This window comes from Thiothrix unzii (assembly GCF_017901175.1).
GTDB lineage: Bacteria > Pseudomonadota > Gammaproteobacteria > Thiotrichales > Thiotrichaceae > Thiothrix > Thiothrix unzii.
This window is the reverse complement of sequence record NZ_CP072793.1, coordinates 579,543-595,912: the sequence shown is the minus strand read 5'-3', so window position 1 is coordinate 595,912 and position 16,370 is coordinate 579,543. Positions and strand designations below refer to the sequence as shown.

Below are 16,370 nucleotides of genomic sequence, written 5' to 3'. Positions count from 1 at the left end.
GATTTTAGCCCATGCCGCCACATCCAGAATTTGTGATACACTGGGGCATCACGCATCGCCGGAAGCAAGCATGAAGCCCAGAGTCTACATCGAAACGTCCATTCCCAGCTATCTCACTGCCAGACCAAGCAACGACATTCGGGCAATGGCGAACCAGAACACAACAATCGAGTGGTGGGAGAACCGTAGACCCTATTTTGAGCTTTATATCTCAGAATTTGTCATTGCCGAATCGTCCCAAGGTCATCCCGAAGCGGCTGCCCGTCGCCTTGCTGCACTTGAAGGCATTGATGCGCTTGATATTCCCGTCGAAGCCAGAGAACTTGCTCGCGCTTTAATTAAAGAAGGCTCGTTACCTGAAAAAGCTGAAATTGATGCTTATCACATCGCAGTAGCAACGGTGAACGCAATGGACTACTTATTAACGTGGAATTGCACACATATCGCCAATGCCGTGATGCGCCCAAAAGTAGAAGCTGTTTGCCGTTTTCATGGCTATGAACCACCTATTATCTGCACCCCACAAGAACTCATGGAGGGTTAATTATGTGGCAAGACCCTATTATTAAAGAAACACGCGAATTGCGTAACCAATATGCAGCACAATTTAAACATGACTTAGATGCCATCTTTAACGATATTAAAGCAAGGCAAGAGAGATCAACGCGGAAGCGGGTATCTTTTCCACCACGCAAGCCTGCTGTCATCAAGAAGTGCGCTTAATCAACAGGAACACCATGACCCCAAAAGAAATCAAACGCCACCTCGCCACCGTCTATTACGTTTTGGCTGGCGATAATGGCAAGGCATTAGCCTTTTCAGCTAACCGTTGACACCTACCCCATCACCACCCACGCCAACACCCCATATCGCCCGCCCTTCGCCACTGCCACCACCAGCACAAACGGCAGCAAGCGCATCCGCATCACTCCCGCCACCACCGTCAGCGGATCACCGATGATCGGCAACCAACTCAACAACAACACCCCCCACCCATAACGCTGAAACCACTGTTGCGCCCGCGCCAAGCTTGCCGCTTTCACCGGAAACCAGCGTTTATCCTGAAAGTGTTCCAGATAACGCCCCAGCCACCAGTTAATGACCGACCCCAGCGTATTGCCCAACGTGGCGACTGCAATCAACAGCCAAAGCGCACTCTGCCCGTTGAGCAATAACCCAACGAGCACGGCTTCCGATTGCGCGGGAATCAAGGTAGCGGCGAGTAACGCCGACGTGAACAGCAGCAGATAATCCATCGCGGCATTATCTGCCAAACAGACGGATTATGCCGCTTCTTTGGCGGGCACTTTTTTCAGCTCAACGATATTACCCCTTGCGGGCTGCACCTCCTCATCTGCCACAGGCACAGGTGTTGCCTTGCGCCCGTGCGCTTTCTTGAGGAAGGTACTGCGTTCGGTTGCGTGTATCTTACTCATCGTAAAAACCTTTTTCGTAGCCAAAAAAAAAGCCCTGACGAACTGTTGGGGAGGAGGAACCAACAGTCGTCAGGGCAGCTTTACCCAAATACCCGCACTACATCGCACGGTTAGGAGGAGGAGTCACTTCATGATTACGCAATCGCCGCTGACTGCATGGTGATAACTATGCAAAGGGTGTGCCAAGTGAAAAGGTTGTAGGTCGGTGGCGGGGTTGGTGGATTTTGCTTGCACGCTACCCACCCTTGAGTTCATTAGGCTGCACTTATATTGTGCTTTTTCGGCTTAGTTTGGGCAGGATTGGTGCAGTCGCGGCAGCATCCTTCTACAATCCCTTCAGGCAATAAGCGAGAGCATAAACATACGATGAAACTGTTCTACTCCCCCACCTCCCCCTACGCCCGCAAAGTGCGCATGGTCGCGATTGAAACCGGGCTGGCGACGCAAATCGACGTTATATCGGTCAACGTCGCGCAGGAACAACCCGAACTCTTCGCCGCCAACCCGCTCGGCAAAGTCCCCGCATTAGTGCTGGAAAATGGTGAAGCCTTGTTCGATAGCCCGGTGATTTGCCGCTATCTCGACAGCCTCAGTGGAAACGCCCTACTCCCATTATCCGGCTGGCAACACTGGGAAATATTACGTTGGGAAGCCCTCGCCGACGGCTTGATGGATGCCGCCTACAATCGGGTAATGGAAGAACGCAGCCGCCCCGAACACGAACGTTCCCCCGCCGCGATGACACGTTGGGAAACGGAAATCACCCGCACCTTGCAGCATATCGAAACTCGTCTCGACACCTTGGGCGCAAACCTCACATTGGCACATCTGGCGTTGGGTGCTGCCATCGGCTATCTGGAATTCCGCCTGCCACACCTGTTGCAAGCTGCGGCTTACCCACAAACGCTGGCTTGGTATGTGTTATTCCGCGCACGCCCAGCGATGCAAGCCACCCAACCTGCCTAAACACCAGAGATACACCATGCGTATTGGTTTTGAAGCGTGGGAGTTGGCGTTGGAAGCTAATATCCAGCCAATTGCTTTGCCATCAATGCTGCCACACCGCGTTCACCTTCGCCGCCATTCGCATCCAAAGCTTGCATGACACGATGGTGATCCGCAGCACTGCGGTTCTGGCTCAATTTGTATTTGGCTTGCAACGACTCAATGGTGATTTCAAAACCAACGATGGCTTCCAGCATTTTGGCGGGGTAGCTGGGAATCCAAGCGTTGGGGGTATCGCCTTCGTAGTAATGACTGAGGCGTTCCACCTGCGCTTGCAACCATGCCGTATCGTGAATGACACGCACCTTGCCGTGGACATGCACAGCCGTGTAATTCCAAGTGGGCACGCCTGCGCCTTCGTACCATGTGGGTGAAACGTAGGCGTGTGCGCCTTGGAAGATTGCCAACACCTGCGGATTTGCTGCCAAGTGCTGCCATTGCGGGTTGGCTTTGGCAAGATGACCAGACAACGTGAGTGTGTCGCCCTGCTCCAACAAAAACGGAATGTGGCTGGCGAAGGGAACGCCTGCATCAACCGTAACCAGCGTACCAAATGCATTGGCGGCGATGAAGCGTAGGATTTCGGCTTGGTCGTGTTCGGCAAAGTGTTTTGGGATGTACATCAGAATTCCAATATGACTCCCGCACAACGGGATCTTGATTCAGGCACGTTCCTAGGTTTAGTCATTGCCTAATGACCAACCCAACCAATTTTCGCACAATCGGGCTAACCAGAAGAACAATAGGAAAGGCGACTGAAAAGGCAAATCCCCAAGCCTTTAGCCAAATACGCAAAATGCCATCCACCATGCCGACGTTAAAGATGCTAATCACCAATGACATAACACATGACATGAGCAGTGCCATGAAAAAGGCAAACACAATTGGCTGATATTTTTTGTCGATCATCAAAGTATCCCATGAAGCTGAATAGCGGTAGTGCCACCATTATCGCTTGCACTTTACCAATCGGGCAATTCTGATAAAAAACATGAAAGCATCCACCGATACTCGCCAACCCCTGACCACCTAAAAGCGCGTCAAAACGCCGCCTGCGTTGCCTGCAACACCCGGAAATAAGTAACAAACGGCGGCACAGCCTGCGGACTTAACCGAATCGAACGCTCTTCAAAATACGGTGGTGCGGTTTCATCGGTAAACACTTTAATCTGCATCCGGTAAAGCGGTTGCTGGCTGCTATCGAAAAATGCCTGCCCAAAATCCGGCAATACCGAACGCCCTTCTTTTGCCGCTTCGTCGCGTTGGGTAATGTACGCATCCACTTTTGCCGCATCACCTTCGGCTAACAGCATTAGCGTTTGGCGCGGTGCAAGCATCGGATTAATCCCACCCGCCCCCGAACTCACGGTCAGCAACCGGGTTAAACCCTCGTACAACGCAGGAGTCATACCCAACACCTGCTGCAATTCTTCAATACGTTCAAACGGCGCGTCTTTCGAGCCAAATGGCAAACCCGCCTGTTCGTAATCGCCGTCTTCCGCGCCATTAAGCCGCTTTAAATCATCGACATCGCGAAAATCCTCCAGCGCGTCCAACATCGCAGCGGCGGCGGTTTCATCCAACCCCAAGTGCTGAAAAATCAAGGTCAACAATTGACGGTTGGCGTAGTTAATGTCGATCAAACCATTTTCGCCGACCACCCGAATTTCCGCTTTTGCCGCTTCGTATTGCCAAGTAAACGGTGTGCCGCCGAGTTGTAATTCGCGCTCTTGGTTCGGTAAATAAAGCTGCATCACCGCGTAATGTGCCGCCGCATCTGCGACTGCGCGTGCATGGGCGGTGCGTCGTGCGTAATCCACCATGCTGGATTCGGTGCGGGTGGCGTACAACAAACTCGCTGCCAGCGTCATCATCACCATGATCATCCATAGCACCACAATCATCGCCACACCGGATTGCCGACCCACGCTACTTCCCATAATCACTCACCTGCGGTAACGCCACCAATAGCTCAGGCCACGCCCGTTCCGTATCGGCTAAACGCAATTTCAACAACTGCGGGTACTGGGGTTTTTCTTCCCAATCACTGCGCCATTCAGGGTCATTACCTGCCTCTTCCACGCCGAAATAGCTGAAACTGGCTTCTTTTAAACCTTCAAAAATCGGTACAGGTTCTGCGTCTTTAAACGACTCTTCCCACGTCAACTCTGGGCGATAAGGCGCGTATAGCATTTCTAATGCCTTGCCCTCTTTACCATTCACAATGTTTAAGCTCACCAAAAACACGCCGCCTTGATGTTGCAACGGCTGTAACGGCGCGGCATAGCGCAATGAAGTCGCCGTGCCGTCAAAAGCGTAAACACTTTCCTCTTTTTCACCTTTGATTTTCACCACCATCGCCTGCCCGACTTGGCGACGCAAAAAATCGCTGATTAAACGCATATCTTCGGTTTTGGTGATGCGGGTATCGGCAGCATCCCAACCGCGCCCCATCGTATTAAACGCGGCGAACAACGCTAAAAACAGCAATGACACCAGCGAAAACGACACCAGCATTTCCAGCAAAGTAAAGCCGCGCTGTTTCATAACTTTTTCCCAAAACGTAAGCTCGAAAGGTGAAACTCACGCGGTTTATCGCCGCTTGCCCAAGTCACGGTCACTGCAACTTGGAAAATTTGTGCGGTCAGGGGTAACGCTTCGAGCTTGTCATCAAGTTCCAACGGTTCCATAGCGATTTGCCAGCGATAACCGGAACTGCTTTCTTCACCGCTGAGATTGCCCTGCTCCACCGGAATTTCTGTGCCAACAGCCGCCAAACGCGACTCAGCCACTTGCACCGCAAAACTGTATTCCTGCGATAACGCGACACTGCGCATCGACGAGCCAAACAGTTGCAGCAATACGCCCACCACCAAGCCCATCACCACAAAGGCGACCAGCACTTCGAGCAGAGAAAAACCGGATTGCTTACTGGATACTGACACGCCCTGTTACCCATTCGACATTGACCTTGTAGGTCTGTTGATTGTAAGTCAGATCGACGGAGCCACCCGTCGAACTGCCATCGGGATAAAAGCGAATACCCGCTTGCTGGGTATTACCCACCTCTGCCGAGGTGGTGTTGATTTTGGCTTGCACCGTTTGATGCAATTGACGCTCGCTGTCTTTATCAAGGCCATCCAGCCAAAAACGTTTGCTGGCAATGTCCATTTTCCAAACTACCGGCTGCTGACGTGCCACGGCGGAAGCTCGTGCATGACGTAAACTCGCCGCCACTTCGCGGGAGGATTTACGCAACACCGGCCCTTCAGAGAGTGATGTTGCCACCACTCCCATCAGTAATCCGCCGATAACCAGCACAATCAATACCTCAAGTAAGGTAAAGCCTTTATTGCTGCCAGAGACTAATATCTGCATCTTCGCCTTCACCGCCAGCCGCGCCATCCGCCCCCAACGAGATCAAATCATAAGGGTGGTTATTGCTGCCCGGACGTTTATATTGGTAATCGTTATTCCACGCATCTTTCGGCACATCGCCTTTTTTCAGGTAAGGGCCATTCCAGCCACGTGCGCTTGACGGTTGAGCAACCAGTGCTTTCAAACCATCCGCCGTCGTGGGGTAACTGCCTACTTCCAGACGGTACATATCCAGCGCGGCACTAATATTTTCAATTTGCACCTTGGACGACTGGGTTTTGCCCTTGCCAAGGTATTTCATCGCTTGCGGCCCGACGATCCCGGCAATCAAGCCGAGGATAACCAGCACGATCATCAATTCGATCAAACTGAAACCGCGTGATAAGTGGGTAACACGGTGCTTTTGGGGTTTGCGTTGCATTTTTAGCTCCTTATTGTTGCTATTATTTGCTGTATTTTAATTATTGACACTTGGGGTAAACGGTCATTTCACCAAATCAGCCATATTGATCATCGGTAATAACACCGAGCCAATAATCACCAAAATGGCAACCGCCATGATCAGAATCAGCACCGGTTCCAGTAGTGCTAACATCTGTTTCACAGAAGTTTTGACCTCATCATCGTAAATGTCTGCCACTTCACGCAGCAGCTCTTCCATACGCCCGGTTTCTTCACCGACGCGCAACATGTGCAAGGCGTAAGGGGGAAATACGCCTTTGCTCAATAATGTCCGAGTCAGGCTTTCGCCTTGCTTAAGGCTGTCAGCAGATTCTTCCACTGCGGCAGCCATGACCCGGTTACTCACGGTATTTTTTGCGATTTTCAGCGCACCCAACAGCGGCACACCGTTATGCAGTAAGGTTCCCAAGCTACGGGAAAACCGTGCGGTTTCAATTTTGCCAATTAAATTTCCGACCAGCGGCCAGCGTAATAAGCTGCGATCCAAGCCTATGCGTGCTTTTTCATTGGTGAAAATGTATTGCACTGTGAGCAACAGTAATAACATACCACCCAACACTGCCCACCAATAATGCCGCAAGGCATCGGCTGCTCCCATCACCACTTTGGTAATCGTTGGTAATTCGCCGCCCATATCGGAAAACATTTGCGCAAATTGCGGCACTACGAAAGTCAGCAACGCAAAAATCGACACCACCGCCACAAAAGCTAAAATCGCCGGATAAATCAACGCTGAAATGACTGTACCGCGTAACTCTTTAGCACGCGCCATGTATTCCACCAAACGCGCCAATGCTTCATCAATCGAGCCACCTGCCTCCCCGGCACGCACCATATTGATGTAAAAACGATTAAATTTACCGCTTTCCTCCAGCGCGTCCGCAAAGCGTTTACCGCTGCGCACCTGATTTTGAATGCCTTGCACCAAACTCAGTACCGGTGGTTTATCGCTGATTTCCAGCAAAATCCCCAAAGCCCGATCCAGCGGTAAACCCGCCCGTAACATCGACGACATTTGTTGGGTCAATGCCATAATGTCTTCTTGCTTGACGCTTTTACTGGCAAATAAACCACGCGCGGGTTTCGCCGTCGTGGTTGTCGATGCGCCATCACTGGCTTTAAGCGACTGAATTTTCAGCGGAATCAAACCTTGCGCGTGCAAACTTTCCACCACGAAGGCTTCATTCGCGGCTTCCAGCGTACCGGTTTTGCTCACACCCGCCGGGGTAATCGCCTTAAAACTATACGCTGGCATTCGGGGTATCCTCCGCCACGCGCAACACTTCTTCCAAGGTTGTCACACCTTTGAGGGCTTTCATTAAACCGTCTTCGTACATAGTGCGCATTCCGGCTTTACGCGCTTGTTCTTGGAGTACTCCGGCATCTTCATGTTTCAAAATCAAGCGGCGTAACGGGTCATCCATCACCAAAAACTCGTGAATCGCACTCCGACCTTTGTAGCCGGTATTGCCACACGCATTGCAACCTTTGGCGTGCCACAAGCGCAACTCCCCATCCGGCTGGTATTTGCGCAAACCCAACTCATGCTCAATTTCCGGTAGCACGCTGTGTGATTCGCGGCATTGCGGGCATAACCGCCGCACTAACCGCTGCGCCAAAATGCCATTCACCGTAGAGGTCAATAAGTAATCTTCCAAACCCATATCGAGTAAGCGCGTAATCCCGCTGGCAGCATCATTGGTGTGCAAGGTTGACAACACCAAGTGCCCGGTTAAGGCGGATTGAATCGCGATACGTGCGGTTTCCACGTCACGCATTTCCCCGATCATAATAATGTCCGGGTCTTGGCGCACAATCGAACGCAAAGCATCGGCGAAATTCAAACCGATTTTCGGATTCGCCTGAATTTGGTTAATCCCCTCTAACTCGTATTCCACCGGGTCTTCCACCGTCAGAATTTTGTTTTCCGGGGTATTCAATTGGGTCAAGGCCGCATACAACGTCGTGGTTTTCCCCGAACCTGTTGGCCCGGTCACTAACACTACCCCGTGCGGCGCATCCAATTCTTTTTGCAGACGTTGGAAGTTATCGTCAGAAAATCCCAAGGTCTTCAGATCCAGCTTAACGCTGTTTTTATCGAGCAAACGCATCACCACACTCTCCCCGTGCATCGTCGGCACGGTCGACACCCGCATGTCGATTTCTTTACCGTGCGCCCGCATCTGAATGCGTCCGTCTTGCGGTAAACGCCGCTCGGCAATGTTCAGCCGTGCCATTAATTTAATCCGCGAAATAATAGCAGCAGTTAATTGCGCAGGGGGAGATTCCACCTCATGGATCACTCCATCAATGCGGTAACGCACTTTCAAGTGGGTTTCAAACGGCTCAATGTGAATGTCGGAAGCGCGTTGGGTCATAGCGTTGGTCATAATCTGGTTAACCGTGCGGATAACCGGAGCTTCACTCGCCATGTCTTTCAGATGTTCGATGTCGTCAAGGTTTTCGTGACCGCCGGTAATTTCAAACTCGTCGTCGTTACCTTTGGCTTTATCAGCATCCGCGCCGTACAAGCGTTCAATATTGGCACGAATCTCACTCGGCAAACCCAACAGCGGCTCAATTTGCTTACCGCTCGCCATGAATAAAGCTTGGCGGCAAAACTCATCCTGCGGGTTCGACATTGCTACCACAATGCGATCTTCTTCCGCGTGCACTGGCACGACTTCCGCATTACGCATGTAATTAATTGAAATACCGGGATTATCTAAAGCAATCGTGGGGTAATCACGAGTCACCGCCATCCGCACACCCAAGTGGCGCGACAGCACAAAAGCGACTTCTTGTTCAGTTAGCATTCCTAAACGCACCAAAACACTGCCCAACGGCTGACGTATTTCGGCCTGCGCACGTAACGCACGTTCAAGGTCTGCGGATTTTAGCTTGCCTTGTTTGACCAAACGTTCGCCAAACAGGACAGAGGGAGCATGGGAAGGTGCAACCTGCATGGTTTTTCTACTTTTATTATTATTGTTAATCGCTAATTCTAGGGATCAAATACAAAGACGCAAGCAGTTTCCCTCCAAACGGTCGGAAAAAAACACCGTTTGCTTGACACAGTGCTAAGATTTATCCAGTACTTTGAACCGGAACTGAAGTTAATACGCATGAAACGCCTGACCACTTTATTATTGACCACCATCCTCGCCCTACCGGCTGCTGCCAACGCGGCGGACGACCTGATTATTGTGCTGGATGCCTCCAACAGCATGTGGGCCAAAATTAACGACACGCATAAAATCGTGTTCGCACGCGACGCTTTAAGCCAGTTACTGACCGCGCAACCCGATACTGCCAGCATTGGCCTAATCAGTTACGGCAACCGCCACAAACGCGACTGCCAAGACATTAATACCATTGCCAAACCCGGTGACAGCACCCCGTCTGCCTTGCTCAAACAAGCACGTGAGATTATGCCGCACGGTGGCTCCCCGATCAGCGGCGCGTTACGCCAAGCTGCGACGCAAGGAAATACGATTTTACTCATCAGTGACGGTACTGAAAGCTGCGATAACGACCCTTGCGCCACAACCCAAGAACTTAAAAGCAAAAACCCCGACTTACGCATTCATGTCATGGGCTTTAGCGATGCCGCCGACTCGCCGTTGCGCTGCATTGCCGAACGCAGCGGTGGTAGCTTCACCCTTGCTACTGATAAAACCGCCATCAGTAACGGCTTAAGCAAGCTCACCCAATCAACCGGAACCAGTACACCGACTCCACCCACCGCCGCCGATTCCACCATCAGCAAGGATCCCGGCACACTGGAACTCAGTATCGGTGGCAGTAACGACCCGGAAAACTTACCCGCAAACTTCCTGATTTACGATGCAGCAGGGCAACACTTGGTCACGTTCACCAGCAAAACCACCGTATCACGCCCGTTACAACCCGGCACTTACCGCATTGACGCACTCTGGGGTGAAATCAAGAAAACCCAGACGTTGGAAGTGACTGCCGGAAAAACCGTGACGCACCGCTTCGATTTGGGCGCGTTGGGTGTCCTAACGTTTAATGCCGTTGATACGCAACAAAAACCAGTGGATGCCAATTTCAGCTTGTATAACGATACCAACGGTTACTACGCCAGTGCCTTGCTCAAAAATCAAGTGACCGAAAAACTCCCAGTAGGAACCTACAAACTCAAAGCCACGATTAACGAACAAGTGCAACAAGCTGAACTCACGATTACTGCGGATAAAGAAACCCGCCACACGTTTACTTTCCAGCCCCAACCCTAAGCGAAGCCGGTCGGATCGGGCAATATTTCCACTGGCACTCAACTCGTAATTGATAGAGAATGGTGGTGGGAATATGCGGGGCACTGGTTAAAGATGAAAAATAACGATGACTTTAGCGAACCACTGCACAACTCCTTGGTCTAATCAAACACCAGCTATAAAGAACTGGCAATTGCCAAAATATATAAACACAGCTTGTTTTAAGGAGCTATTTCAATGAAAACTGTAATCCTCTCACTGACTGCCATCACGTTGGCTTCTACCCTGTTAGTTGGCTGCGGCGGCGCACCCATGAATAATGCACAAACTGGCGCAATTGCTGGTTCCGTGTTGGGCGGCGTTGTTGGTCATCAATTTGGTGGCGGTGAAGATGGCAAAACGGCAGCAACCGTTGTTGGTGCTGTTGCAGGCGGTATGATTGGTGGTCAAATGGGCGCGACACAAGACCGCGCGTATCAACAACCACAGCCTTACTATAATAACCGCCCTTACTAATCCGCACTTTTTAGCCACTGCTTTTCTGGCATAGAACTGCAGTGGCCCCCCCCACGAAAAAGGAGTTTTTTATGAAACGTACCATTATACGTATCGCCGCTATCGCAACCCTCGCCACTACTGCTTTGACTGGCTGCGTTGGTGCTCCTATGGATAACGCAACCACGGGAGCCATTGCCGGTTCCGTTTTAGGTGGCGTTGTTGGTCATCAATTCGGCAAAGGCGATGGTAACGACCTCGCAACCGTTGCAGGTGCACTGTTAGGTGGTTATCTGGGTTCGCAAATGGGCAGCCAGTACGACCGTCAACGCTTGGGTCAAGCGGTTTCCAGCGGTGCTCCAGTGAGCTGGCAAAATCCAGACACAGGCTACCGTTACAATGCAACACCAGGCCAGACCTACCGTACAAATACTAACCAAGTGTGCCGCCCGGTTAACGTGACAGGTTACATTGATGGTCGTCAGGAAAACATTCAAATGCGTGCTTGCCGCCAGCCTAACGGTCAATGGGTAACAGTTAACTAATACCCCGTTCTGTGGCATAAACAATTACCCCAACTTTGCTGCTAAAAGCTCAAAGTTGGGGTATTGCCTTATACGTAGTACAATTCCACGCCTACCCTCGCAGCACAACAAAACGAGTTATGTATGGATATAGTCTACGTGCGTGACCTCAAACTAGATGCCCGCATTGGCATTTACGAATGGGAAAAACGCATCTTCCAAAAAATCCGCGTCGATCTGGAAATGGCATGGGATAACCGCCCGCCCGCTAACAGTGACAACATCAAAGACACCCTGAATTACAAAACTGCCGCCAAACGTGTCAAAGCCTTGGTGGACGCTGACCATTACGAATTAGTGGAACGTTTAGCAGAAACCATTGCCAGCACCCTGATGCAGGAATTACAGATTCCGTGGATTCAGGTCACGGTCGGTAAACCCGGCGCGGTACACGGCTCCAGTGAAGTCGGGGTGCGTATTGAACGGGGCAATCGTGCATGGCAACCGTCTATTTAAGCCTTGGCAGCAATCAACAGCGGGAGCACAATCTATGCTCCTGTTTGCAACGGTTGCGTCAAGATTTTACGGCGGTGGTTTGTTCCACGGTCTATGAAACCGCTGCGGTCGGATTCAACGGGGAGGCGTTTCTGAATCTGGTAGTGCGCTGTACGACTTCGTACACCCCGGAAGCCTTACAAACGTATTTACGCACGCTCGAAGATGCACACGGGCGGGTGCGCAACGGTGAGAAATACAGCCCACGCACCTTGGACGTTGATTTATTGTTGTATGACGACCTAAATCAGCAACCCGAACAAAACCTGCCACACAGCGATATTTTGCGTTACCCGTTCGTCTTATTTCCGCTACTGGAGCTTGACCCGGAACTCATCCACCCTGCATTGCGCTGTTCGCTGCAAACCTTAATAAGCACTACCGGCTTATCAAGAGATAGCCTGCATCCTTTCACGCTGAATTGCGGTCATTAGGCGGAAAATTTAACTCGCAACTGACGGATAAAACCATCCAAACGGTTATCCACCCCACCGTGAAAGCGGTTCAGTAAACGGCGTATCGGCATGGTAATTTGTAAGGTTTGCGTAAACGTGACACGTGTGCCACCCGGCACATTATTCAAACGAGCTTGACGGGTTGCGTGTATGCCGCGTTGCTGTAATTCCAAGATCAATTCCTGTAACGGGATTTCCTTGGTTTTGCGCAATACCACCGCAGTACCTTGTAACGGCTGTTCGACCCAGCGTAAACCCTCGTCATCGTCCAGCGTTTGCACACTTTTCAAACCAGTGCGCCACTGCGCCTGACCGGGCAAGTTGTTTAATGCTTCCCAGACTTCGGCGACCGGTGCTTTAAACAATTCCACACGGGTTACTTGTTCGCGGGCAGGCAACAACATCCCCACTAATAACACCAGTAATAATACCAATACCAGCGCACCCAATAGCATTCCTAGCATGACAAATCTTCCTTAAACGCAAAAAGCCCGGACTTTTTGCAGCCGGGCTTCGTGAAGAATCGCGGTAAACTAATCAAGTAGTTACTTGATTTTAGCTTCCTTAAACAGAACATGTTTACGGACAACCGGATCGTACTTGCTGAATGCCAGCTTGTCCGGTGTTGTACGCTTATTCTTGGTTGTGGTGTAGTAATAACCAGTCCCTGCGGAAGAAACCAGCTTGATCTTATCGCGACCGCCTTTCTTAGCCATTGTCTGATACTCCCGTTAAATTAAACTTTTTCGCCACGAGCACGCATATCAGCTAAAACGGACTCAATACCGTTTTTGTCGATAATACGCATCCCTTTGGTGGAAACACGCAGACGAACCCAGCGTCCTTCACTTTCCAGCCAGAAACGTTTCGCGTGCAGGTTAGGCAGGAAACGACGTTTGGTTTTGTTGTTAGCGTGCGACACATTATTGCCTGTGATCGGACGCTTACCTGTTACTTGGCATACACGAGACATCTGGATTCTCCAAATCTGCGATTCTTGATATACTAAAGGCGCGTAAGACTACCAGAACACCTCCCCTCACGCAACCAAAGCAGGTTTTTTTTTACATTATCAACCAACACTAACGCGATTTAGGACACATACTCCGTCATGGCAAACCCTTGTATTGAATGCGGCGCGTGTTGCGCCAGCTTCCGCGTTTCGTTTTATTGGGGGGAAACCGATGCCGCCCCCGATGGTTACGTGCCTGCTCACCTCACCCAAGCGATTGCCCCACACCACGTTGCGATGCTAGGCACGGATCAGGCACGTCCGCACTGCATTGCGTTACAAGGCACGGTCGGTGAACACGTCAGTTGCACGATTTACCCGCTACGCTCGTCCACTTGCCAGGAATTCACCGCTTCGTGGGAAAACGGCATTCACAACCCTACCTGTGACCGTGCACGGGCAAATTACGGCCTCGCACCACTCACACCTGAGTCATTACACTTTTAAAACACGGATTTGCCACAGCAGCACCATGCCCAGCAACATAAAACCTGCTGCCATTAACAGTCCGCCTTGGTAACTGCCGGTAGCTTCCGCGATATAACCGGTGATTGCCGGAGCAATTATTTGCGCCACACCATAACTTAAGGTCAGACGCGCCATCGCTTTGGCGGGATTAGCCGGGTATAAACGCCCAATGACGGTGAGGGTTAAACTCACAATGCCAATAAAAGTTGCGCCGTATAACGCTGCACTGCTCATCGCTATCAGCGGGTGATCCGAGATTGCGGGTAACACAATCGCGATAATTTGCCCCGCAAACGCCCATTGCAATGCGCTTAAATCACCGATGCGGCGCGATACCCGATCCCACACGAAACATGCCGGAGTCGCCGCAACCCCGACCAAAACCCATACCCAACTGCCTAAACCTTGTAAACTGGGGATTTTTTCCGCCATTGCCACGGTAAATGTCGCACTCACCACAAACCCGACACCCGCACAGAAATACATCGCAATCATTAACAGCAACCAACGGCGCGACGGCGGGGCTTGCGTGACCGCCGCTTGCGCATGACTCGGTGCGGGTTCTGGCAGCCATAACCATGCAGGAATAAACAGCAGCGTTCCCAATAAACCCAACGTCCACCATTGTTGCGCCCAATCCAGCCCCGCCGCCAACATTGCCACCGATACCAAGCCCGATACCAAAATACCGCCACCTAAACCGCCGAAGTGAATACCCAGCTCAGGGCGATGCCCGTTACGCATTAACCAATTCAGCATTAATCCCGAACCAATCAATAACCCCGCCGCACTGGTTAACCCCGCCAAGTAGCGCAGGATTGACCACAGCCACATATTGTCGGTTAAACCCATACCCACCACACTCAGCACCGCCACTACCAAACCGGCGCGATAAAGTTGGTATTTCAAGTGCAAACTACTGATGGACGCGGCTAACAAAGCACCGCTCATGTAACCCATATAATTAAAGGTAGCCAACCAACCACCAGCGACTTCGGTTAGCCAAGTTTCCACCCGCATCACCGGCAATAACGGGGTATACGCAAACCGCGCCAAACCCACGGTCAGAATCAGGCTGCAAATACCTGCCAACAACACTTTGCTGGTTTGCACAGAGTTGGTTGTCATTAATCGCAGACCTCGCACGCCGGATTTTGGCGTTGTGATTGTGACAGGCGCAATTGATCTTGCTGGTAAGGTTCGCTGCTGACATTGACCACTTGCCATTGGGTCAGGGTTTGCGTCACCCACGCGGGTAACTCAGGGTGCAAACGGTAATACACCCACAGTCCTGCTTTACGGTCGAGCAGTAAACCGCTTTCGCGCAAAATCGCAAGGTGGCGGGAAATCTTCGGTTGTGCCAAAGCTAACGCTTGGGTGAGTTCACACACGCACAATTCCGGTTTGCCCACGAGCAATAAAAGAATGCGCAGGCGGGTTAAATCCGCAAGGGCTTTGGTGAAAATTTCCAATGGCATGGTGGTTGCACTCATTCAAAACAATGTCGCCGAGTATACAATAAACCATCCCGGTAGCAGACATAAGGAAACCCGCTTGGACATTTCAATCAGTATGATCGCAGTCAGTGCACTTGCCAGTTTTGTCGCGTGCTTTTTTTCCGCATTAGCGGGTGGTGGAGCAGGGTTAATCCTGTTGCCGATTCTGATTATTAGCGGTTTACCGTTCATCAACGCACTGGCTTCGCACAAGCTGGCGGTGGGATTTATTGGCATTGGCAGCACCTTGCGTTATGCACGTGAAGGGCTGATTGACTGGCGGATTTTTTGGTGGAATGCCTTACTGGGCGCACCATTCGTGGTGGCTGGAACGCTGTTCGCCAGTGCGCTTGACCAAAATCTCATGCTATTGCTGGCAGGCTGCTTTATTTTGCTAATGGCTGCGGTGTCTTGGTTGAAAAAATCCAGCGGCTTACAACACACCCCAACGATGGGGAAACGCCAAGTTATTATTGGCAGCTTGTTACTCATACCGATTGCGTTTTATTCGGGGTGGATTTCGGTGGCAAGTGGGGTATTTACCACCATGATTTACCTGTATTTGCTGCGTTTTGACCAGCTTCACGCCACAGCGATGACCTTGGCGGCTAACGGTTTGGTATGGAATGCGATTGGCGCGATTGCGCACCTGAGCTTAGGGCATATTCACTGGGAAATCGCGCCGGGGTTGGTGTTCGGGGCTGTGACCGGCTCTTACCTTGGGGCTGCGTTGGGTATTAAGCAGGGAAATCGCTTCCTTAAACAGGTGTTTTTGGTGTCGGCGGTGATTTCGGGCGCGGTTTTGGTTTACAAGGCTTTATAATTTGTCAGTGTGACTCCCTTTTT

General features: G+C 51.2%; 26 protein-coding genes. 10 read left to right on the top strand and 16 right to left on the bottom strand.

Annotated elements, in window-relative coordinates; all coding sequences use genetic code 11:
• Positions 1–70: 70 nt before the first annotated feature.
• Both J9260_RS03220 and J9260_RS03215 read left to right on the top strand, forming a co-directional pair.
• Entirely contained in the window at positions 71–544 is a 474-nt protein-coding gene (locus J9260_RS03220) for a type II toxin-antitoxin system VapC family toxin (RefSeq protein ID WP_210219618.1), read from the top strand.
• Positions 545–546: 2 nt separating this feature from the next.
• On the top strand, positions 547–723 hold the full coding sequence (locus J9260_RS03215) for a hypothetical protein (protein ID WP_210219617.1): 177 nt from the start codon (positions 547–549) through the stop codon (positions 721–723).
• Positions 724–836: 113 nt separating this feature from the next.
• Here the strand turns inward: J9260_RS03215 and J9260_RS03210 are convergent, their stop codons facing one another.
• Both J9260_RS03210 and J9260_RS03205 read right to left on the bottom strand, forming a co-directional pair.
• Complete coding sequence (locus J9260_RS03210; RefSeq protein ID WP_425520100.1) at positions 837–1,274, bottom strand: YqaA family protein; 438 nt, start codon at positions 1,272–1,274, stop codon at positions 837–839.
• Between the two features lie 9 nt (positions 1,275–1,283).
• Complete coding sequence (locus J9260_RS03205; protein ID WP_210219616.1) at positions 1,284–1,436, bottom strand: hypothetical protein; 153 nt, start codon at positions 1,434–1,436, stop codon at positions 1,284–1,286.
• A 366-nt stretch (positions 1,437–1,802) separates the two neighbouring features.
• Between J9260_RS03205 and J9260_RS03200 the strand changes: the two genes are divergently transcribed.
• Positions 1,803–2,402 (top strand): glutathione S-transferase family protein, encoded by a 600-nt coding sequence (locus tag J9260_RS03200; protein WP_210219615.1) that lies wholly within the window; start codon positions 1,803–1,805, stop codon positions 2,400–2,402.
• 56 nt (positions 2,403–2,458) lie between these two features.
• Here the strand turns inward: J9260_RS03200 and J9260_RS03195 are convergent, their stop codons facing one another.
• The 9 genes from J9260_RS03195 to gspE form a co-directional block, all read right to left on the bottom strand.
• Complete coding sequence (locus J9260_RS03195; RefSeq protein ID WP_210219614.1) at positions 2,459–3,064, bottom strand: FMN-binding negative transcriptional regulator; 606 nt, start codon at positions 3,062–3,064, stop codon at positions 2,459–2,461.
• A gap of 61 nt (positions 3,065–3,125) precedes the next feature.
• Positions 3,126–3,350 carry a DUF2798 domain-containing protein gene (locus J9260_RS03190; protein ID WP_210219613.1) on the bottom strand — a complete coding sequence of 75 codons (225 nt, stop codon included), beginning with the start codon at positions 3,348–3,350 and terminating at the stop codon, positions 3,126–3,128.
• A gap of 131 nt (positions 3,351–3,481) precedes the next feature.
• Positions 3,482–4,381, bottom strand: coding sequence for a type II secretion system minor pseudopilin (locus J9260_RS03185; protein ID WP_210219612.1), 900 nt, complete (start codon positions 4,379–4,381; stop codon positions 3,482–3,484).
• Positions 4,371–4,988 (bottom strand): prepilin-type N-terminal cleavage/methylation domain-containing protein, encoded by a 618-nt coding sequence (locus tag J9260_RS03180; protein WP_210219611.1) that lies wholly within the window; start codon positions 4,986–4,988, stop codon positions 4,371–4,373. Before J9260_RS03180 ends, J9260_RS03185 begins: the two co-directional genes overlap by 11 nt.
• Positions 4,985–5,386: a type II secretion system minor pseudopilin GspI gene (gene gspI, locus J9260_RS03175; protein WP_210219610.1), complete on the bottom strand. Its 402-nt coding sequence runs from the start codon at positions 5,384–5,386 to the stop codon at positions 4,985–4,987. Before gspI ends, J9260_RS03180 begins: the two co-directional genes overlap by 4 nt.
• On the bottom strand, positions 5,370–5,819 hold the full coding sequence (locus J9260_RS03170; protein WP_246499608.1) for a GspH/FimT family pseudopilin: 450 nt from the start codon (positions 5,817–5,819) through the stop codon (positions 5,370–5,372). The genes gspI and J9260_RS03170 overlap by 17 nt, the downstream gene beginning before the upstream one ends.
• Positions 5,791–6,240: a type II secretion system major pseudopilin GspG gene (gene gspG / locus J9260_RS03165; protein ID WP_210219608.1), complete on the bottom strand. Its 450-nt coding sequence runs from the start codon at positions 6,238–6,240 to the stop codon at positions 5,791–5,793. The genes J9260_RS03170 and gspG overlap by 29 nt, the downstream gene beginning before the upstream one ends.
• 63 nt (positions 6,241–6,303) lie before the next feature.
• Entirely contained in the window at positions 6,304–7,536 is a 1,233-nt protein-coding gene (locus J9260_RS03160) for a type II secretion system F family protein (RefSeq protein ID WP_210219607.1), read from the bottom strand.
• On the bottom strand, positions 7,523–9,247 hold the full coding sequence (gene gspE / locus J9260_RS03155; protein WP_210219606.1) for a type II secretion system ATPase GspE: 1,725 nt from the start codon (positions 9,245–9,247) through the stop codon (positions 7,523–7,525). The genes J9260_RS03160 and gspE overlap by 14 nt, the downstream gene beginning before the upstream one ends.
• 159 nt (positions 9,248–9,406) lie before the next feature.
• Here gspE and J9260_RS03150 point away from each other — a divergent pair, with 159 nt between their 5' ends.
• The 5 genes from J9260_RS03150 (at position 9,407) to folK (ending at position 12,527) form a co-directional block, all read left to right on the top strand.
• Complete coding sequence (locus J9260_RS03150) at positions 9,407–10,540, top strand: vWA domain-containing protein (RefSeq protein WP_210219605.1); 1,134 nt, start codon at positions 9,407–9,409, stop codon at positions 10,538–10,540.
• 216 nt (positions 10,541–10,756) lie between these two features.
• Positions 10,757–11,035 (top strand): glycine zipper 2TM domain-containing protein, encoded by a 279-nt coding sequence (locus J9260_RS03145; protein WP_210219604.1) that lies wholly within the window; start codon positions 10,757–10,759, stop codon positions 11,033–11,035.
• Positions 11,036–11,106: 71 nt separating this feature from the next.
• Positions 11,107–11,559: a glycine zipper 2TM domain-containing protein gene (locus tag J9260_RS03140; RefSeq protein ID WP_210219603.1), complete on the top strand. Its 453-nt coding sequence runs from the start codon at positions 11,107–11,109 to the stop codon at positions 11,557–11,559.
• A 123-nt stretch (positions 11,560–11,682) separates the two neighbouring features.
• Positions 11,683–12,054, top strand: a complete 372-nt coding sequence (gene folB, locus J9260_RS03135) for a dihydroneopterin aldolase (RefSeq protein WP_210219602.1) — start codon at positions 11,683–11,685, stop codon at positions 12,052–12,054.
• Positions 12,036–12,527: a 2-amino-4-hydroxy-6-hydroxymethyldihydropteridine diphosphokinase gene (folK, locus tag J9260_RS03130; RefSeq protein WP_210219601.1), complete on the top strand. Its 492-nt coding sequence runs from the start codon at positions 12,036–12,038 to the stop codon at positions 12,525–12,527. Before folB ends, folK begins: the two co-directional genes overlap by 19 nt.
• On the opposite strand, the gene J9260_RS03125 is transcribed toward folK, so the two are convergent.
• The 3 genes from J9260_RS03125 to rpmB all read right to left on the bottom strand — a co-directional run bounded on the left by J9260_RS03125 (position 12,524) and on the right by rpmB (position 13,521).
• Positions 12,524–13,012, bottom strand: a complete 489-nt coding sequence (locus tag J9260_RS03125; protein WP_210219600.1) for an SRPBCC family protein — start codon at positions 13,010–13,012, stop codon at positions 12,524–12,526. The two genes, folK and J9260_RS03125, sit on opposite strands and share 4 nt — an antisense overlap.
• Before the next feature lie 81 nt (positions 13,013–13,093).
• A complete protein-coding gene (rpmG, locus tag J9260_RS03120; RefSeq protein ID WP_210219599.1) occupies positions 13,094–13,264 on the bottom strand; it encodes a 50S ribosomal protein L33 in 171 nt (56 codons plus the stop codon).
• A 20-nt stretch (positions 13,265–13,284) separates the two neighbouring features.
• Positions 13,285–13,521 (bottom strand): 50S ribosomal protein L28, encoded by a 237-nt coding sequence (rpmB, locus tag J9260_RS03115; RefSeq protein ID WP_210219598.1) that lies wholly within the window; start codon positions 13,519–13,521, stop codon positions 13,285–13,287.
• A gap of 138 nt (positions 13,522–13,659) precedes the next feature.
• Between rpmB and J9260_RS03110 the strand changes: the two genes are divergently transcribed.
• The gene (locus tag J9260_RS03110) at positions 13,660–14,007 is read left to right on the top strand and encodes a YkgJ family cysteine cluster protein (RefSeq protein ID WP_210219597.1); all 348 of its coding nucleotides are present in this window, start codon (positions 13,660–13,662) and stop codon (positions 14,005–14,007) included.
• Here the strand turns inward: J9260_RS03110 and J9260_RS03105 are convergent.
• Together J9260_RS03105 and J9260_RS03100 are read right to left on the bottom strand one after the other, a co-directional pair.
• Complete coding sequence (locus J9260_RS03105) at positions 13,996–15,156, bottom strand: YbfB/YjiJ family MFS transporter (RefSeq protein WP_210219596.1); 1,161 nt, start codon at positions 15,154–15,156, stop codon at positions 13,996–13,998. The two genes, J9260_RS03110 and J9260_RS03105, sit on opposite strands and share 12 nt — an antisense overlap.
• Entirely contained in the window at positions 15,156–15,521 is a 366-nt protein-coding gene (locus J9260_RS03100) for a metalloregulator ArsR/SmtB family transcription factor (protein ID WP_425520099.1), read from the bottom strand. The genes J9260_RS03105 and J9260_RS03100 overlap by 1 nt, the downstream gene beginning before the upstream one ends.
• A 61-nt stretch (positions 15,522–15,582) precedes the next feature.
• On the opposite strand from J9260_RS03100, the gene J9260_RS03095 reads away from it, so the two are divergent.
• Positions 15,583–16,347: a sulfite exporter TauE/SafE family protein gene (locus J9260_RS03095; RefSeq protein ID WP_210219595.1), complete on the top strand. Its 765-nt coding sequence runs from the start codon at positions 15,583–15,585 to the stop codon at positions 16,345–16,347.
• The last annotated feature ends 23 nt before the right edge of the window (positions 16,348–16,370 follow it).

What these genes read in the sequence shown, in the direction of transcription:
- J9260_RS03220 (WP_210219618.1), top strand. Translation starts at nt 71, where the DNA reads ATGAAGCCCAGAGTCTACATCGAAACGTCCATTCCCAGCTATCTCACT.
- J9260_RS03215 (WP_210219617.1), top strand. Translation starts at nt 547, where the DNA reads ATGTGGCAAGACCCTATTATTAAAGAAACACGCGAATTGCGTAACCAA.
- J9260_RS03205 (WP_210219616.1), bottom strand. Translation starts at nt 1,436, where the DNA reads ATGAGTAAGATACACGCAACCGAACGCAGTACCTTCCTCAAGAAAGCG.
- J9260_RS03200 (WP_210219615.1), top strand. Translation starts at nt 1,803, where the DNA reads ATGAAACTGTTCTACTCCCCCACCTCCCCCTACGCCCGCAAAGTGCGC.
- J9260_RS03195 (WP_210219614.1), bottom strand. Translation starts at nt 3,064, where the DNA reads ATGTACATCCCAAAACACTTTGCCGAACACGACCAAGCCGAAATCCTA.
- J9260_RS03190 (WP_210219613.1), bottom strand. Translation starts at nt 3,350, where the DNA reads ATGATCGACAAAAAATATCAGCCAATTGTGTTTGCCTTTTTCATGGCA.
- J9260_RS03185 (WP_210219612.1), bottom strand. Translation starts at nt 4,381, where the DNA reads ATGGGAAGTAGCGTGGGTCGGCAATCCGGTGTGGCGATGATTGTGGTG.
- J9260_RS03180 (WP_210219611.1), bottom strand. Translation starts at nt 4,988, where the DNA reads ATGAAACAGCGCGGCTTTACTTTGCTGGAAATGCTGGTGTCGTTTTCG.
- J9260_RS03170 (WP_246499608.1), bottom strand. Translation starts at nt 5,819, where the DNA reads ATGCAGATATTAGTCTCTGGCAGCAATAAAGGCTTTACCTTACTTGAG.
- gspG (WP_210219608.1), bottom strand. Translation starts at nt 6,240, where the DNA reads ATGCAACGCAAACCCCAAAAGCACCGTGTTACCCACTTATCACGCGGT.
- J9260_RS03160 (WP_210219607.1), bottom strand. Translation starts at nt 7,536, where the DNA reads ATGCCAGCGTATAGTTTTAAGGCGATTACCCCGGCGGGTGTGAGCAAA.
- gspE (WP_210219606.1), bottom strand. Translation starts at nt 9,247, where the DNA reads ATGCAGGTTGCACCTTCCCATGCTCCCTCTGTCCTGTTTGGCGAACGT.
- J9260_RS03150 (WP_210219605.1), top strand. Translation starts at nt 9,407, where the DNA reads ATGAAACGCCTGACCACTTTATTATTGACCACCATCCTCGCCCTACCG.
- J9260_RS03145 (WP_210219604.1), top strand. Translation starts at nt 10,757, where the DNA reads ATGAAAACTGTAATCCTCTCACTGACTGCCATCACGTTGGCTTCTACC.
- J9260_RS03140 (WP_210219603.1), top strand. Translation starts at nt 11,107, where the DNA reads ATGAAACGTACCATTATACGTATCGCCGCTATCGCAACCCTCGCCACT.
- folB (WP_210219602.1), top strand. Translation starts at nt 11,683, where the DNA reads ATGGATATAGTCTACGTGCGTGACCTCAAACTAGATGCCCGCATTGGC.
- folK (WP_210219601.1), top strand. Translation starts at nt 12,036, where the DNA reads ATGGCAACCGTCTATTTAAGCCTTGGCAGCAATCAACAGCGGGAGCAC.
- J9260_RS03125 (WP_210219600.1), bottom strand. Translation starts at nt 13,012, where the DNA reads ATGCTAGGAATGCTATTGGGTGCGCTGGTATTGGTATTATTACTGGTG.
- rpmG (WP_210219599.1), bottom strand. Translation starts at nt 13,264, where the DNA reads ATGGCTAAGAAAGGCGGTCGCGATAAGATCAAGCTGGTTTCTTCCGCA.
- rpmB (WP_210219598.1), bottom strand. Translation starts at nt 13,521, where the DNA reads ATGTCTCGTGTATGCCAAGTAACAGGTAAGCGTCCGATCACAGGCAAT.
- J9260_RS03110 (WP_210219597.1), top strand. Translation starts at nt 13,660, where the DNA reads ATGGCAAACCCTTGTATTGAATGCGGCGCGTGTTGCGCCAGCTTCCGC.
- J9260_RS03105 (WP_210219596.1), bottom strand. Translation starts at nt 15,156, where the DNA reads ATGACAACCAACTCTGTGCAAACCAGCAAAGTGTTGTTGGCAGGTATT.
- J9260_RS03100 (WP_425520099.1), bottom strand. Translation starts at nt 15,521, where the DNA reads ATGAGTGCAACCACCATGCCATTGGAAATTTTCACCAAAGCCCTTGCG.